Annotated in this window: 14 protein-coding genes; 5 read left to right on the top strand and 9 right to left on the bottom strand. The window is 70.8% G+C overall.

Annotation, left to right across the window (positions count from 1 at the left end; all coding sequences use genetic code 11):
* Positions 1 to 59 precede the first annotated feature (59 nt).
* Positions 60 to 1,676, bottom strand: coding sequence for a murein biosynthesis integral membrane protein MurJ (murJ, locus tag AB0310_RS09990; RefSeq protein ID WP_366237151.1), 1,617 nt, complete (start codon positions 1,674 to 1,676; stop codon positions 60 to 62).
* A complete protein-coding gene (locus tag AB0310_RS09985) occupies positions 1,669 to 3,864 on the bottom strand; it encodes a DUF6049 family protein (protein WP_366237150.1) in 2,196 nt (731 codons plus the stop codon). Before AB0310_RS09985 ends, murJ begins: the two co-directional genes overlap by 8 nt.
* Positions 3,865 to 3,960: 96 nt before the next feature.
* Here AB0310_RS09985 and AB0310_RS09980 point away from each other — a divergent pair, with 96 nt between their 5' ends.
* The 5 genes from AB0310_RS09980 to AB0310_RS09960 all read left to right on the top strand — a co-directional run bounded on the left by AB0310_RS09980 (position 3,961) and on the right by AB0310_RS09960 (position 8,793).
* The gene (locus AB0310_RS09980) at positions 3,961 to 5,469 is read left to right on the top strand and encodes a class I SAM-dependent methyltransferase (protein WP_522727337.1); all 1,509 of its coding nucleotides are present in this window, start codon (positions 3,961 to 3,963) and stop codon (positions 5,467 to 5,469) included.
* A 28-nt stretch (positions 5,470 to 5,497) separates the two neighbouring features.
* A complete protein-coding gene (locus AB0310_RS09975; RefSeq protein ID WP_187662773.1) occupies positions 5,498 to 6,556 on the top strand; it encodes an LLM class flavin-dependent oxidoreductase in 1,059 nt (352 codons plus the stop codon).
* Between the two features lie 35 nt (positions 6,557 to 6,591).
* Complete coding sequence (locus AB0310_RS09970; RefSeq protein WP_187662772.1) at positions 6,592 to 7,062, top strand: GNAT family N-acetyltransferase; 471 nt, start codon at positions 6,592 to 6,594, stop codon at positions 7,060 to 7,062.
* A gap of 107 nt (positions 7,063 to 7,169) precedes the next feature.
* Positions 7,170 to 7,820, top strand: a complete 651-nt coding sequence (locus tag AB0310_RS09965; protein ID WP_366237148.1) for a dihydrofolate reductase family protein — start codon at positions 7,170 to 7,172, stop codon at positions 7,818 to 7,820.
* 124 nt (positions 7,821 to 7,944) lie between these two features.
* Positions 7,945 to 8,793, top strand: a complete 849-nt coding sequence (locus tag AB0310_RS09960; RefSeq protein WP_366237147.1) for a PrsW family glutamic-type intramembrane protease — start codon at positions 7,945 to 7,947, stop codon at positions 8,791 to 8,793.
* A gap of 28 nt (positions 8,794 to 8,821) precedes the next feature.
* Here the strand turns inward: AB0310_RS09960 and AB0310_RS09955 are convergent, their stop codons facing one another.
* The 7 genes from AB0310_RS09955 to AB0310_RS09925 are packed head-to-tail and all read right to left on the bottom strand — an operon-like array spanning position 8,822 to position 15,329.
* Positions 8,822 to 9,865: an ABC transporter ATP-binding protein gene (locus AB0310_RS09955; RefSeq protein WP_366237146.1), complete on the bottom strand. Its 1,044-nt coding sequence runs from the start codon at positions 9,863 to 9,865 to the stop codon at positions 8,822 to 8,824.
* A complete protein-coding gene (locus tag AB0310_RS09950; protein WP_366237145.1) occupies positions 9,865 to 10,665 on the bottom strand; it encodes an ABC transporter permease in 801 nt (266 codons plus the stop codon). The genes AB0310_RS09955 and AB0310_RS09950 overlap by 1 nt, the downstream gene beginning before the upstream one ends.
* A gap of 2 nt (positions 10,666 to 10,667) precedes the next feature.
* Positions 10,668 to 11,495: an ABC transporter permease gene (locus tag AB0310_RS09945; RefSeq protein WP_366237144.1), complete on the bottom strand. Its 828-nt coding sequence runs from the start codon at positions 11,493 to 11,495 to the stop codon at positions 10,668 to 10,670.
* Positions 11,492 to 12,574, bottom strand: a complete 1,083-nt coding sequence (locus tag AB0310_RS09940) for an ABC transporter substrate-binding protein (RefSeq protein WP_268777851.1) — start codon at positions 12,572 to 12,574, stop codon at positions 11,492 to 11,494. The genes AB0310_RS09945 and AB0310_RS09940 overlap by 4 nt, the downstream gene beginning before the upstream one ends.
* A gap of 42 nt (positions 12,575 to 12,616) precedes the next feature.
* A complete protein-coding gene (locus tag AB0310_RS09935; RefSeq protein ID WP_268777852.1) occupies positions 12,617 to 13,087 on the bottom strand; it encodes a DUF3830 family protein in 471 nt (156 codons plus the stop codon).
* Positions 13,084 to 13,842, bottom strand: coding sequence for a gamma-glutamyl-gamma-aminobutyrate hydrolase family protein (locus tag AB0310_RS09930; protein ID WP_366237143.1), 759 nt, complete (start codon positions 13,840 to 13,842; stop codon positions 13,084 to 13,086). The genes AB0310_RS09935 and AB0310_RS09930 overlap by 4 nt, the downstream gene beginning before the upstream one ends.
* A complete protein-coding gene (locus AB0310_RS09925; RefSeq protein WP_280567657.1) occupies positions 13,839 to 15,329 on the bottom strand; it encodes an aldehyde dehydrogenase family protein in 1,491 nt (496 codons plus the stop codon). The genes AB0310_RS09930 and AB0310_RS09925 overlap by 4 nt, the downstream gene beginning before the upstream one ends.
* Between the last annotated feature and the right edge of the window lie 4 nt (positions 15,330 to 15,333).

Raw genomic sequence — 15,333 nt, 5'->3', positions numbered from 1 at the left:
GGTGCCGTCGAAAGACGTCCGACTGCTTCAACCCATGGTAACCGCGGGGCATTCCCACGTCAGCGGCCGGGCAGGAAGCGGCGGACGAGCCCGCCGGCGGCCTTCAGCTCCGGGGCGCGGAAGACCGCGAGGATCGCGACGTAGACGATCACGACGACGAGGCCGATGACGGCGGTCGCCAGGGCGCCGGGGATGACTCCGGACGTGGCCCATCCGGTCGTCCCCCCGATCAGGAGGAACGTTCCCCATCCGGCGAGCCCCGCCGGGATCGCGGCGACCGCGAACAGCGCGAGAGCACGCAGCCAGGACAGGATTCCGATGCCGCCGATCTTGCGATGCAGCAGCCAGGTGGCGACGATCGTCTGCAGCGTGCTGGCGATGGACTGCCCCAGAGCCACGGCGGCGGCCAGCTGCGTGAGGTCGATGACCTCCGCCGACAGCAGGGCGACGGCTCCCAGCGCGGTCACGACGATCAGCGCGCACTGGAAGATCGTGAACCAGAAGGGCGTGCGCGTGTCGTCGTACGCGTAGAACGTGCGCTGCACGATGAACAGGATCGTGAGCGGGATCAGGCTGACCAGGTAGCAGAGGAGGACGACGGCCGCCCCCTCGGCGTCGGAAGGACTCTCGGTGAAGACACGGGAGGCGGGGATCGCCGCGGCGGCCACCGCGGCGACGGCGGCGACGATGAAGAACAGCAGCGTGCGGATGCTGCGCGAGATGTCTCCGCGGACCTCGTCGTGCCGCCCGGCGGCGGCGTGCTCGCTGATCTGCGTGAAGTACGGGGTCCCGATCGACAGCACGATGACCGAGTAGGGGAGCATGAAGATGAGCCAGGCGTTCGTGGTCACGGCGAGCGAGGCGCCCGACTCCGAGGCGTTGCTGACGATGTTGCCCTGCAGCACGCCGGCGGACAGTGAGGCGAACGCCATCAGGAAGGTCCATCCCGCGAGCTTTCCCACGTTGCCGAGGCCGACGCCCCGCCACTGGAAATCGGGGCGGAGCGAGAGGCCCGTCCGACGCCAGAAAAGCAGCAGGACGAGCGCCTGCACGGCGATGCCGAGGGTCGCCGTGCCGCCGAGCAGGGCGATCATCTCCGGCGTCCAGTCAGCGGAGTCGCGGGACACCGGCGAGAACGCCCATCCCAGGATCAGGAATCCGATGATCGAGACGATGTTGTTGACGACCGGCGCCCAGGTGAACGGACCGAAGATGCGCCGCGCGTTCAGAGCCTCACCCAACAGCGCGTACAGACCGTAAAAGAGGATCTGCGGGAGACACCAGTACGCGAGCGCGGTCGCGAGCGCCTGGGTCGTCGAGGAGAGCCCGCCTGCCACGATCTGCACGAGCCAGGGCGCTGCGATCGTGGCGAGAGCCGTGACGGCGACGAGCACGACCGTCCCGAGGGTGAAGAGCTTCGAGATGAACGCGTTGCCCCCGTCGGCGTCGGCGGTGGCCTTGACGATCTGCGGCACGATCACCGCGGTGAGGATGCCGACGGAGATGAGGGAGAAGACGCTGTTCGGGAGCGTGTTCGCCGCGGCGAAGGCATCGGCCGGGCCCGACTTGAACGAGCCGATCACCGCCACGAGGACGATGCTGCGCAGCAGCCCGGTCACGCGGGAGACCAGGGTGCCCGCGCCGATGATGGCGCTGGCGCGCCCGAGACTAGTCACGCGACTCCTTCGTGGGAGGGGCATCCGGGCCGTCGGGGCGCTCCTGCACCGCGGCTTCCGCTTCCTTCTCCTCGATCAGTTCCTCGACGGCGGCCTCCACGGCCTGCTCCTCGATGGCCTCCCGACGCTTCCGGCGCACCGTGCGCACCACCCCGAGGGCGATGAGGAGCACGGCAAGGCCGCCGAAGACGATGAGACCGATGGTCTCCCATTCCGCGCGCACCGCGACCCGGATGGTCTGCTCCGACTGGATCGGCACTCCGGTCGGGCTGGTGAGGCTGAGGCGCAGGTCGAGCTCGCCGCTGCCGACCCGGGCCGACACCGGCACCTTCGCCCTCGTGGTCGAGCTCGCCTGTACGGCGACGTCGATCACGGGTGTCACTTCGAGGCGCGGATCGGTGGGGGACGCGTACAACCGCACCGTCACCGGCCACGGGAGGTCGTTGCGCACGGCGATGGGGAGGTCGGCGTTGGCCGTGAGGAGCTGGATGGTGCTGGAGTCGGGGATGCTGACGGCGCCGAGCGTCTCGGTGGTGCGCGCGCGATGGGCCGCGACCTTCTCGGTGAAGGCTTCCGCGGAGGAACCGACCGCGATGGTGCGCAGGATCCGGATCCGCTCCGGGCTCAGCAGCACGAGCGGGTCACTGAGGACGGTCGCGAAAGCGGTGAGGGAGCGCTCATCGGCGAGGAGGTTCGTGAGGTCGGACGCCCGGGTCGCCGCGGCTGTCTCCGGCAGTGTCACCGCGACGGCAGGTGCCGCCCGCACCGCCGAGAGCTCGAAGCCGATCGAGTCCGCGGTGGAGATCGCGTCACGAAGGGCCTCTGCGGGACGACTCTCGTCGCGCTCCAGGCCGATGAGGAGCGGAGCGCCAGGCGCCCGGGCACCGGCGAGGAAGAGCCGGGCTGCCGCCTCTGCCAGCAGCCCCTGGCGGGGAGCCGAGGCGGATTCGGTCGCCGCTGCGGAGAGGGCCGCCGACGTGGCCGCGTCGGTGACGAGCAGGTCCTGTCCGCCCGCCGTCGCATGAGCCGCGCTCTGACCGCCGACCGTCTCGGACGACACGACCGTCGTGGCGGTGCCCCCCAGGTAGCCGGTGAACGACGCGAGGTCAGCCTGCGTGAGGTCGCTCTCCGGCCAGACGATTCCCGGGACCGCGCCGTCGATCTCCGTGAGCTCGTCGTCGGTGGGAAGCGCGGGCCCGTCGGTCGGCGTCGCCGAGGGGTCGGCGGTGGCGGCGGGGGTGTTCGTCGGTGTCACGGCGCGCTGCTGCGGGAAGGCCGCGGGATCGAGCAGCGAGGTCAGCGGCAGCGGCGCCAGCGCCTCGGGCAGAGCGGCCTGCGCCTGCACCGTGAGGTCGGCATCGCCGAACTGCAGGGCGAAGCGGGCGTTGGGGAGTTCGTCGAGCCTCTGCAGCCAGTCGCTCGCCGTGGAGGGAGCCGCGGTGCCCAGTGCGCGGATCGAGGTGAGGATGGCGGGATCGACCGCGAGCACAGCCGTCGTCCCGGCGACGCCGTCGAGCTGCGCGGTGAGGTCGCCGTCCGGGGCGGTCAGCTCCGTGAGCTCGTCAGCGCTCAGGAGGGCACCGCCGGCCGGGGTGGCGGTGATGGGCACGAGGACGCCGACCGGACTGGTCGGGCTGGAGCTGACCACGAGGACGCTCGTCGTGCTGGTGTCCCAGGTGGTGGTGCGCTCCCCCTCGGCGTCCTCCGTACCGGCATCGCTCAGGGAGGCCCGCAGCGGGTACACCCCCGGTTTCAACGGCTTCAGCGTCTCCTGCGGCACGAACACGGTGGTGGTGGCGGATCCGCCCGCCTCCGCCGGCTTGGTGGCCTCTTCGCCGAGGGAGAGGAAGGAACCGGCGGCCTGTCCCTCGTCCAGCCATTCGGTCACGGCATCGTCGTCGGTCAGTGGCGTGCTCCCGAGCTCGATCTCGACGCGACCCGCGGAGAGCTCCGCCTCGGTCTCGTTCTCGATCGTGACCACGGCCGACGTCGACGTGCCCGGCGCGACGGTGCCGCGCAGACCCGCCGTGACGTGCAGTTCGACACGGTGGTCGTCGTCCGCGGCGGGCTGGTCGGCCGCCATCGCGGGACCGGCGACACCCACCGCACAGACGCCGGCGGCGACCACGAACGCCGCGAGCCGGCGCGCACGCGCGCGGAGGCCCGTCGGGGGAGTGATCGCGGTCATGAAGGTCTTCCTCGAACGCCGGGGAGAGGCGGATCGTGAGTACTGACCCTGCGATTCTAGGAGGCCGGACGGAGGAGAACCCTGAAGACGCGTAGAGTGACGGCCGTGTCCGACACCCCCGCCCCCCGCCCCGACCCGCTCCGCAGCGCTGCGTTCGCCGCGGATCTCGATGCCGCCGATCTCCGATCCGAGCCGCTGCGACGTCTCTGGGGCGAGGAGGCGGATGATGCACTCGCCCGTGGTCTGCGCGAGCCCATCCTTCGGGCGATCGCCGAGGATGAGGGGGTCCTCGCGACCCTCGGACGCCTCCTGGTGCTCGGTCTTCCCCAGCCGCGCGCAGCCGTGGAGCGCGCACTGCCGACGCTCGGCGTGGACGGGCTGGAGGCTCTGGGGCTGGCGACGACCGACGCCGACACCGTGACGCCGAGCGCGCTGCTGCACCCGCAGTCGTTCGTCGACGAGGACGGAGTCGGGGAATGGTGGATCGCCAGCGACCTGGACGAGGTCGCCCTCGACGGCCCGCTGCCCGCCGACCACGTCCTCGGTGTGGGCGGAGCCTCCCGCACGCTCGCTGAGACGGTCGTCCCGCTCGCGGTGGATCGTGCCCTCGACCTCGGCACGGGCTGCGGCATCCAGGCGCTCCTCGTGGCACGACGCGCCGGCCGGGTCGTGGCCACCGACGTCTCTCGCCGCGCCCTCGCCTACGCCGCGCTGAACGCACAACTGAACGGGGTCACGAACATCGAGTTCCGTCACGGGAGCATGTTCGAGCCGGTCGCCGGGGAGGCGTTCGACCTCATCGTCTCGAACCCGCCGTTCGTGATCACCCCGCGCACGGCGGGGGTGCCCGCCTACGAGTATCGCGACGGCGGTCTGGTCGGCGACGCACTGGTCGAGCAGTTCGTGCGCACGGCACCGGCGCACCTCACCCCGGGCGGCATCGCGCAGCTGCTGGGCAACTGGGAGTCGCGGACGGGCATCACCGGCCTCGCGCGGCTGGACGCGTGGGTGCCCGCCGACCTCGACCTGTGGGTCGTGGAGCGGGAGGAGCTGTCCCCTCTCGCCTATGCCGAGCTGTGGATCAGGGACGGCGGGATCACACCGCGCGATGCCGCCTTCACTCCGCTGCTGACCGCGTGGCTCGACGACTTCGCGGCGCGCGGCGTGACCGCGATCGGCTTCGGCTATGTGCTGCTCCGCCGCGGGCGGGGGGAGCCGCTGCGGCGATCGGAGCGGGTGACGCAGCCCGTGGCGAACGTGGGCGCGGCGCTCGGCCTCGGGCTCGCGGCCCACGATGCGCTCGCCGCAGGGCTGCCCGACACCCTCGTCGTGGCTCCGGACGTCACCGAGGCGCGCCACCTTCTCCCCGGTAACGACGACCCGAGCGTGATCGAGCTGCGTCAGGGCGGCGGGTTCGCGCGCACCGTCGCGGTGGACCCCGCGCTTGCCGGCTTCGTCGGCGCGTGCGACGGCGAGCTCCAGGTGCTGCAGATCGCCCCCGCCCTCGCGGACCTCTTCGAGGTGCCGTTCGCGCAGCTGTGGGCGGAGCTCGAGCCGCGCATCCGCGGGCTCGTCCTCGACGGCTTCCTGCTCCCGGGGGAATAGTCCCGGCTTCCATGCGTTCGAATACACCATGAAGGCTTTCGGATTCCTCTCGTTCGGTCACTACGCCGACGTGCCCGGCTCGGCCACCCGCACGGCGGGCGACATGCTGAAGCAGACCATCGAGATCGCGGAGGGCGCCGACGAGCTCGGCGTCAACGGCGCCTACGTCCGCGTGCACCACTGGGCACGCCAGGCGGCGTCCCCGATGCCGCTGCTGACGGCCATGGCCGCGCGCACCGAGCGCATCGAGGTCGGCACCGGCGTGATCGACATGCGGTACGAGAACCCGTTCCAGTTCGCCGAGGAGGCGGCCGCACTCGACCTCATCGCCGACGGCCGTATCGCGCTCGGCGTGAGCCGCGGGTCACCCGAGACGGCGCTGCGCGGCTACGAGACCTTCGGCTTCCGCGACGAGGAGGACCCGGAGCGCGGCAGCGTGCTCGCACGGGAGAAGTTCGAGATCTTCCTCCGCGCCATCGACGGCGAGCGACTCGCTCCCGGCGACCCCCGGATGGTGGGTGCGGGACAGTACCTCGCGATCGAGCCGCAGTCCTCCACGCTGCGCGACCACATCTGGTGGGGCTCGGGTTCGCGCGCGACGGCCGAGGAGACCGGCCGCAAGGGACTCAACATGATGAGCTCGACGCTCGTGACGGAGGCCACCGGTCAGCCCTTCCACGAGCTGCAGCGCGAGCAGATCGAGCTCTTCCGCTCCGCCTACCGTGAGGCCGGCCACACCGGGACGCCTCGCGTGTCGGTCAGCCGCAGCGTGTTCCCGCTCGTGTCGGACATGGACCGCGCCTACTTCGGGCTGCGCAGCGAGGAGAACGGCGACCAGATCGGCATCATCGACGGGTTCCGCTCCACGTTCGGCAAGACCTACGCCGCGGAGCCCGATGTGCTCATCGAGCAGCTCCGGCAGGACGAGGCCGTCATGGCCGCGGACACCCTCATGCTGACGATCCCGAACCAGCTCGGGCCGGAGTACAACCTCCACGTGCTCGAGGCGTTCGCGGAGCACGTGGCGCCGGCCCTCGGGTGGAAGCCCAACACGGAGGGTCCGGTCCAGGGCGACCCCGTGGTCTGATCCGGCATGGCGGTCCGACCGATAGTGTCGGAGGCATGTCCGCAGGCAGTTCCCCGCTCACCATCCGGCCGTGCCGGGGGGAAGAGGAGTACGCGGAACTCGTCGAGATCTGGCGCAGCGCCGTTCGCGCCACCCATGACTTCCTGGAGGAGACCGACTTCGCCCGGATCGAATCGCACCTCGCGTCCGATTACTTCCCCGCGGTGACCCTCACCGTCGCCGAGCAGGACGGGGTTCCGGTCGGGTTCGCCGGCGTCCACGACGACGGGCTGGAGATGCTGTTCGTCTCCGATGCCGTTCGCGGACGCGGTGTGGGCTCTGCCCTGCTCGCCGAGGTCGTCGTCCACCAGGGCGTGGCCAGGGTCGATGTGAACGAGGACAACCCGGGCGCGCGCGGGTTCTACCGCAGCCGAGGCTTCGTGGAGGTGGGCCGGAGCGCGCTCGACGGTGACGGTCGTCCCTATCCGATCATCCACATGGCGCTTTCGGACGACCCCAAGGCCTGATCCGCGGGAGTCCGGTACGGCGGTCCGCTCTTGACAGCGGCCGCGGAACGCCCGACGCTGGGGACGGCGCGCCGACCGGTGCCCGTCCCCACCGCTTCGGAGGCACCATGACCCGCGTGCGCGTCGACCTCAACATCACTCTCGACGGCTTCGCCACGACGACCGATCAGACCCCGGAGAACCCGTTCGGCGAGGACTGGGGACGACTCACCGCCGCCTACACCGCGACCCGCACCTTCCAGGAGCGCGTCTTCCACGACACCGGCGGCGCCGGCACGACCGGGGTGGACGAGAAGTACGCGGCACAGTACTTCCAGGGCATCGGTGCCGAGATCATGGGCGCCGGGATGTTCGGCCTCCACGCGAACCCGGACGACCCGGAGTGGCGCGGCTGGTGGGGCGAGGAGCCGCCGTTCGAGGTTCCGGTGTTCGTCCTCACCCACACCCCGCGCCCGCCGATCGAGTTCGCGAACGGCACGAGCTTCCGCTTCCTCACCGCGACCCCCGAGGAGGCGCTGCGGGAGGCGGTGGCGGTGGCCGGAGGGAGTGACGTCCGTGTCGGCGGCGGGGCGACCACGGTCCGGGAGTTCCTGCGCGCGGGGCTCGTCGACGACCTGCACGTGGGCATCACCCCGATCCTCACCGGCAGCGGGATCCGACTGTGGGACGACCTGCGCGGCCTCGAGGCCGGCTATCGCGTGACCTCCGAGGTCGCGGAGTCCGGCGTGACCCACATCACGTTCTCCCGCGAGGGCTGAGGCCCCGGCACGCGGTCGCAGATTCGCACCGAGGTCGCACGGATTGCCGGGAGAACCTGCGACCTCGTGCGGAAGTGCGGCTGCGCCCAGGAGAGTCGCGGCATCGGTCTGGAAGGATCGGGGCGTGCATTCCGCGCTCGCTCCCTCCGAAACCGTCCCGTTCTGGGGGCGCCGCTCCGTGGTGCTCTCGGTGTTCCTCATCCCGCTGGCTCTGGCGCTCCTGCTGTTCACCGTCGAGTCCGGCCCCGTCTTCCTCCTGTGTCTCGTGGCCGTCCTCCCCGCGGCGGCGGTGACGATGTTCGCCGCGCGCTGGATCGCTCCGCGGGTCTCGCGCTCCTGGACGTCCTCCCTGCTGGCGCCGGCCTGGGGCGCCGGTGCTGCTGTGCTCATCGCCACCGGGCTCGGCGCGTGGTCTTCCGAGCAGGCGCTGTACGTCGACGATCAGGGCATCCTGCGCGAGGCGATCCCCTCGACGTGGGTGCTGGCGCCCATCGTGGAGGAGCTCGGGAAGGGTCTCGGGGTGCTGCTCATCCTCGTGCTCGCCCGGCGCGTCGGGCGCCGCGGCGTACTCTTCGGCGCGATGGCCGGGGCGCTGGTCGGCGTGGGCTTCGCGGCGGTGGAGGACGCCTCCGCCATCGCGGCTGACATCGCGGCGAACGATGTCGGCTACGGCGTGGTGACGTGGATCGTCCGCACGCTCACCTTCCCCACGCATGCCGCTCTCACCGTCTGGACCGGGGCGGCGCTCGGCCTCGCGCTGGACGCCCGTCGCGCCTGGTCCCGCCCGCTCGTCGCGCTCGCCGGACTCACGGTGGCCATCGGAGCCCACGCCGCGATCAACTACGGGAACCTCGCCGGCGCCACCGATCAGGCCTCGTTCTTCACAGCCTTGGGCACGGCACTTGGTTGGATCGCGGTGTCGACGGTCCTCGCCGTGACCCTCCGTCTCGTGCTGACCCGCCGGGGAGCCTGAGCCCTCGGAAGCACGTGCGCCGGGCGGCTCAGGCGGCGGGGATCCAGAGGACGGCGCCGTCGCGCCAGCCGAGGCCGGCCGGGCCCTCAGGGAGTGGGTCCTCGTGCCGGGGACGGACCACACGGAGGCGGCGCCCGGCGAGCTCGACGATGTAGACGACGTCGGCACCGCGGTAGACGTGCGCGATGACCTCGACCGGGACGGGGGCACCCGGCCCCGCCGCGGGCGACAGATGCAGATCCTCCTGCCGGAGCACGACCTCGCCCGAGCCGTCCGACCCGGCGCCCGTGAGCGGGACCTGCACGGCGGTGCCGTCGAGGGTCGCTACCGCGCCGGAGCGCGTGGCGGGAAGGAGGTTCGCGGCACCGATGAAGTCGGCGGCGAACGGGGTGAGCGGGGCGCTGTACAGGGCCGCCGGAGCGCCCTCCTGTTCGATGACCCCGCTGTTCATGAGGACGATGCGATCGGAGAGGCTCATCGCCTCCTCCTGGTCGTGCGTGACGAACACCGTTGTGAGACCGAGCGTGCGGTGCAGTTCCTTGAGCTCCACCTGCATGTCCTCACGCAGACGCGCATCGAGGTTCGACAGCGGTTCGTCGAGGAGGAGCACGCGCGGTTCGAACGCGATCGCGCGGGCCAGAGCGACCCGCTGCTGCTGTCCGCCGGACAGCTGGGCGGGCATGCGATCAGCGAGGTGGCCCATCTGCACACGCTCCAGCGCCCGGACGGCGAGCTCCTTCTGCTCCGTCTTCGACTTCTCACCGGACATCCGCAGCCCGAAGCGCACGTTCTCGGCGACGCTCATGTGCGGGAAGAGCGCGTAGCTCTGGAACATCATGCCGAGGTGACGCTTCTCGGGTGGCAGCTTCGTGACGTCCTGCCCCGCGATCTCGATCGTGCCGCTCGTGGGCGACTCGAGGCCGGCGATGCAGCGGAGCAGCGTCGTCTTCCCGCAGCCCGAAGGACCGAGGAGCGAGACGAACTCGCCGGACCGCATCGAGACGTCGATGCCCTTGAGCACCTTCGTCCCCTTGAAGTCCTTGGTGAGAGCAGTGATGGTGAGCGTTGTCATCAGACGAACAACCTTCCCAGGCCGATGATGCGTTCGAGGACGATCATGAGGACGACGGTGAGCAGGACCATGAGGGTCGAGACGGCCGCCACGGTGGGGGACGTGCTGAACTCCAGCTGGCCGTAGATGGCGATGGGCAGGGTCTCCAGCTGCGGGGTGCGCAGGAAGAGGGCTATGACCGCATCGTCGAACGAGATGTTGAAAGCGAAGAACGCTCCGGCCGCGATGCCGGGACGCGCGATGGGCAGCACCACGAGGCGGTAGCGGTTCCAGGTGCCGGCGCCGAGGGTGCGCGCCGCCTCCTCGGTGAAGTGGTCGGCACGGGTCATCACGCCGGTCACGGTGCGCATGACGTAGGGGATCGCGATGACCACATGGATCGCGATGAGCACGCCCACGTTGGGGGAGTCGATCGTGAGGGAAGCGATGGAGAGGGCGCCGATCGCGAGGATGATCGTGGGGATCGTCAGCGGCGACATCAGCAGCGCCTGGATCGCCGCCCCTCCCGGAACGCGGAACCGCGTCAGCGCCAGGGCGGCCGCGGTGCCGATGGAGGCGGCGAGGATCGCGACCGTCACCCCCACCACGAGGCTCAGGCGGAACGGTTCCAGGTATGTGTCGGAGGTGAGGGCCTCCACGTACCAGTCGAGCGTGAAGCCCTGTCCGGGGAACGTGAGGAACCGGTTTTCTCCCACCGAGGCGCCGGCGACGACGAACAACGGGACGAGCATGTACAGCGTCACGATGACGCCGAGGAGGATCGCGAGGATACGGCCGAGGAGCGGGACGGAACGGACCATAGTCACACCTTCTGCTTCCCGAGCCGGGACGTGGCCGCGAGCACGAGCATCACGCCCGCGAACAGCAGCACGGCCTGCGCCGCCGCGAACGCCCAGTCGAGGTTGGTGGTCGCGTCGACGTAGATCGTCTGCGCGAACACGGGGATCTGCGAACCGCCGATGAAGCGGGGGGTGATGAAGGAGCTCACCGAGAGCACGAACACCAGGGTGGCGCCGGCGACGATGCCGGGCACCGAGAGCGGCAGCACGACGTGCCGCAGCGTGCGCCAGAATCCGGCGCCGAGCGTGCGGGAGGCCTCCTCCAGCTGCGGCGTGATCCCGGAGATGACGCCGAGGATGCTGAGCACAGCGAACGGCAGGAGGACCTGCACCATCGCGATCACGACGCCCGTCTCGGTGCCGAGGAATCCCTGCGTACCGCCGATGAGGAGTTCCGCCCCGGGGATCTGCATCATCAGGCCGGACGGCCCCATGAGCACCACCCAGCCGAAGGTGCGGACGACGACGCTCGTCATCAGCGGCAGGAGCACGACGATGAGGAGGAAGGAGCGCACCTTCGAGCCGGCGCGCGCCATGATGTACGACAGCGGGATGGCGATGACGAGGGTGATCACCGTCTGGATCACCCCCAGGCGGAGCGATCGCAGCGCCGCCTGGAGGTGATACTCGCTCGCGAACAAGCGGGTGAAGTTGTCGAGCGTGAACCCGCCTGCCGGCGATTGCACGCTCATGAGCAGCATGCCGGCCACCGGGGTGACGAAGGCGAGCGCGAGCAGCACGATCGCCGGCAGGAGCAGGAGCCAGGGCTCCCTACGGGTTCGGACGCTCATTTGGTGATCAGCGCATTCCACTCATCGGTCCACGCCTGACGCGACGCGGCGATGTCGCCCGGGGCGTAGACGACCACGTCGTCGAGCTCGTCGCCGGTGAGCACGGCCTCGGCCGCCTGATCCGACAGCTCGGTCGCGGTGTTGACGGGGGAGTAGCGCATGTTCTCCGCGAAGACGGCCTGCGCTTCGGGGCGCAGCTCGTAGTCGATGAAGAGCGTCGCCAGCTCGGCGTTGTCCCGGCCCTCGACGACGTTCGCCGTGATGAGCGACGCGGTCGCACCCTCCTCCGGGACGATGAACTCGACGGGAAGACCCGCGTCCTGCAGGGTGCCCGCGTAGTCCATCGCGTACGGCGCCAGCCACGTGCCGCGCTGGGCGAAGGCGGTCTGCAGGTCCGGCGAGGTCGGGACGACGATCGCGTCGCCCGAGGAAGCCAGCGCCCCGAGGTCGGCGATGGCTGCGGACGGGTCCTCGATGCCACCCCCGAGTGCGTCGGCCACGCGGAGCATCGACAGCACCCCGTAGGTGTTCGAGAAGTCCGTCAGGGCGATGTGACCGGCGTAGGCGTCGTCGAAGAGGTCTTCCCAGGACGTCGGTGCCGGGGCGTCGGCCTCGGTGTTGTAGACGAGCCCGATGGGCGCGAGCTGGATGACCGGACCCTCGCCGCGCTCGAGGCCCGCGGTGGCGATGTCGATGAGGTCTCCCGACGCGGACAGGTCGTCAGCGGCGATCGGGGCGATGAGGCCCTGCTCCGCGGCGGTGAACTCCTGTCCGCCGGAGAAGTGCACGACATCGATCTGCGGGCTCGCCTTCTGGGCGGTGACCTGGGCGAGGGCATCGGCGCTGTACAGGGTGATCAGCTCGACCTTCGCTCCGGTCTCCTCCTCGAACGGGTCGACGACGGCCTCGATGAACGCCTTCTCCCAGTCTCCGCCGAACGACGTGACGACCAGGGTCTCGCCGGCGAACTCCTTGTCACCACCGGACGAGGACTCGCCGTCGCCAGACGCGCAGCCGGCGAGGACGAGGGCACCGGTGGCGACGAGCGCGCCGGCGGTGAGGATTCTGCGGGTGTTCATGCACTGCTCCTTCGGGATGGGTCCAGCACGGGGGGTGGACGCCTAGACCAGGCGTCCGATGGTGAGCTGCTTCGCTCCGTCGATGCGGATCGCGGCGCTCTCCTGAGCGAACTCCGCGAGTCCTTCGGTGATGCCGGCCCAGATGTTGACGGGTGTCCATCCGAGGGGGCCGAGAGTACGGGCACCACGATCGTAGAAGACTCCGATCTCGTACCACTCGAACGGCAGTCCGCCCATCTGCATGGGGCGCTGCCAGTACCACTGCAGGTCACCCGGTGCGGGCACGACCTGCTGGTTCTCCGCGGGCACGGCTTCGGGGTCGAAGTTCTGGGCCTCCTCGGGAAGGCCGACCATGACCTCGGGTCCGGCGTACATGGCGTGCATCGCCTGCATGGTGACCGGCTTCTCCAGCGCACCCCACATGGCCTCGCACGTGCGAGGGGCGAGGTCCTCGAATAGGGTGGCGACGGCGCGGACGCCGTTCTCGTACTCGAGGAAGACCTGCTTGGTCATCGTGTTCCTTTCTGGCCAGCGGACGGTTCCGCTGCGCGTTCACGGGCGGCCGCCACGAACGCCGCGAACAGCGGGCGCTCCTCGGCGGCCTCTTCGGGGGCTGTCATCTTCTCGGGGTGCCACTGCACCGCCCAGAAGGCCCAGTCGTCGTCCGCCTCGACGGCCTCGACGATGCCGTCGGGAGCCCAGGCGACGGGGCGCAGCCCGGGGGCCGGGGTGTCGACGGACTGGTGATGGATGGTGTTGACGGTCCTCGTCGTCGTCCCGTAGAGCGCGGTGAGCCTGCTGTCCTCCGCGAACGCGACGGCGTGCCGGGCGGAGAGCTGCTCGTCTGCTCCTCGCACCGGGTGATGGTCGGCCGTGGCGGGGATGTCGACGATGAGGGAGCCGCCGAACGCGACGGTGCAGACCTGGAGCCCGCGGCAGATCGCCAGCACCGGCAGGCCGCGTTCCCGGGCGCCGAGGGCGAGCGCGATCTCGTAGCCGTCGCGGGCCGAGTCGTACGACTTCCCGTCCTGGGGCTCGGCGCCGTAGTGCGAGGGGTGCAGATCCTCCCCGCCGGAGAGCACCAGTCCGTCGAGCCGATCGAGGACCTCGTCGACACCGGCGGTCGGCGGCAGCAGCACGACGGCGCCGCCGGCGGCCTCGATCGGCGTGGCGTATTCGGTGCCGAGGCTGTGCGCGGGGCGGCCCGTGCCGAGGTCGGTGTCGATGGCGCGGCGCCAGGTGGTGATGCCGATGAGCGGGCGGGTCACGACAGCTCGATCCACGTGGTCTTCAGGTCGGTGAACTTCTCCATCGCGTGCAGACTCTTGTCGCGTCCGAAGCCGGAGCCCTTGACCCCGCCGAAGGGGATGGTCATGTCGCCCTCCTCGAAGCAGTTGACCCAGACGACACCCGCCCGCAGCCGCCGGGAGAGGGTGTGCACGGCGTTGAGGTCGGTGCTCCACAGCGCGGCGGCGAGGCCGTACTCGGTGCCGTTGGCGATGGCGAGGGCGTCGTCGACGTCGTCGTACGCGATGACCGACAGCACGGGGCCGAAGACCTCGCGCTGCGCCACCTCGTGCGCGGGGGTCACGCCGAGCACGACCGGGGCGAAGTAGCTGCCGCCGTCGACGGCGGAGAACCGCTCGGCGCTCCCGGCCGCGAGCTCGGCGCCCTCGGCCTCCGCGCGCTCGACGAACCCGGCGATCCCGGCGAGCTGCTTCTCGCTGACGATCGCCCCCATCGACGTGGACACGTCGAACGGGTCTGCGGGAAGGCTCGTGCGGGCGACCTCGGCGGCGATCTCCAGGGCGCTGTCGTACTGCGCGCGGGGGACGAGCAGCCGGGACGAGGCCGTGCACATCTGCCCCTGGTTGTAGAAGCAGCCGTCGGCCGAGGCTCGGACCGCGCGCTCCAGATCGGCGTCGGGCAGCACGAGGCTCGCCGTCTTGCCGCCGAGCTCCGGCCACACGCGCTTGCCGTTCGACGCGGCGGCGTAGCCGAGGAACCGGCGGCCGATCTCGGGCGAGCCCGTGAACGTGACGACGTCGACGTCGGGGTGCTCGCCGAGTGCGCGGCCGGCGACGTGGCCGGCGCCGGGGGTGACGTTCAGCACGCCGGCCGGGATGCCGGCCTCGTGGGCGAGCTCGGCCAGACGCAGGGCCGAGAAGGTGGTGTGCTCGGCGGGCTTGAGGACGACGCTGTTGCCGACGGCGAGAGCGGGGGCGAGCTTCCAGGCCGTCATCGTGAGCGGGAAGTTCCACGGCACGACCGCGGCGACGACGCCGGCCGGTTCGCGGGTGACGAGCGCGAGGCTGTTCGGGGCGGTGACGGGGAGCTCGTCGAGCACCTTGTCTGCGGCCTCGCCGTACCACCGGAAGCAGTTCACGACCGCGCGGAGTTCGGTCTGCAGCGCCTCGCGCACGGGCTTGCCCATCTCGAGGGAGATGGTGAGGGCGAGTTCTTCGGCGTTGTCGTGGATCTTCTGCGCGAAGGCGATCAGCAGCTGGCCGCGTTCGCGGGGGGCGATGCGCGACCAGACGCCCGCGTCGAACGCGGCACGGGCGGAGCGGACCGCGCGGTCGATGTCGGCGGCGGAGGCGGCCGCGATCGGGGGCAGAGCCCGGCCGTCCCGGGGGCTGATCGGTGCGAGGGGCTCGGCGGTCCCGTCCTCCCAGGAGCCGTCGATGAACATGCGGGTGTGCAGCGACAGTGCCGCCGCGCGGTCCGCCCAGTCGTCTCCAGTTGCCGTGAACACGATC

The sequence above is a fragment of the Microbacterium meiriae genome, assembly GCF_040702565.1.
GTDB lineage: Bacteria > Actinomycetota > Actinomycetes > Actinomycetales > Microbacteriaceae > Microbacterium > Microbacterium meiriae.
Note: the sequence above shows the minus strand (reverse complement) of the source record. Positions and strands in the feature narration are given on the sequence as shown.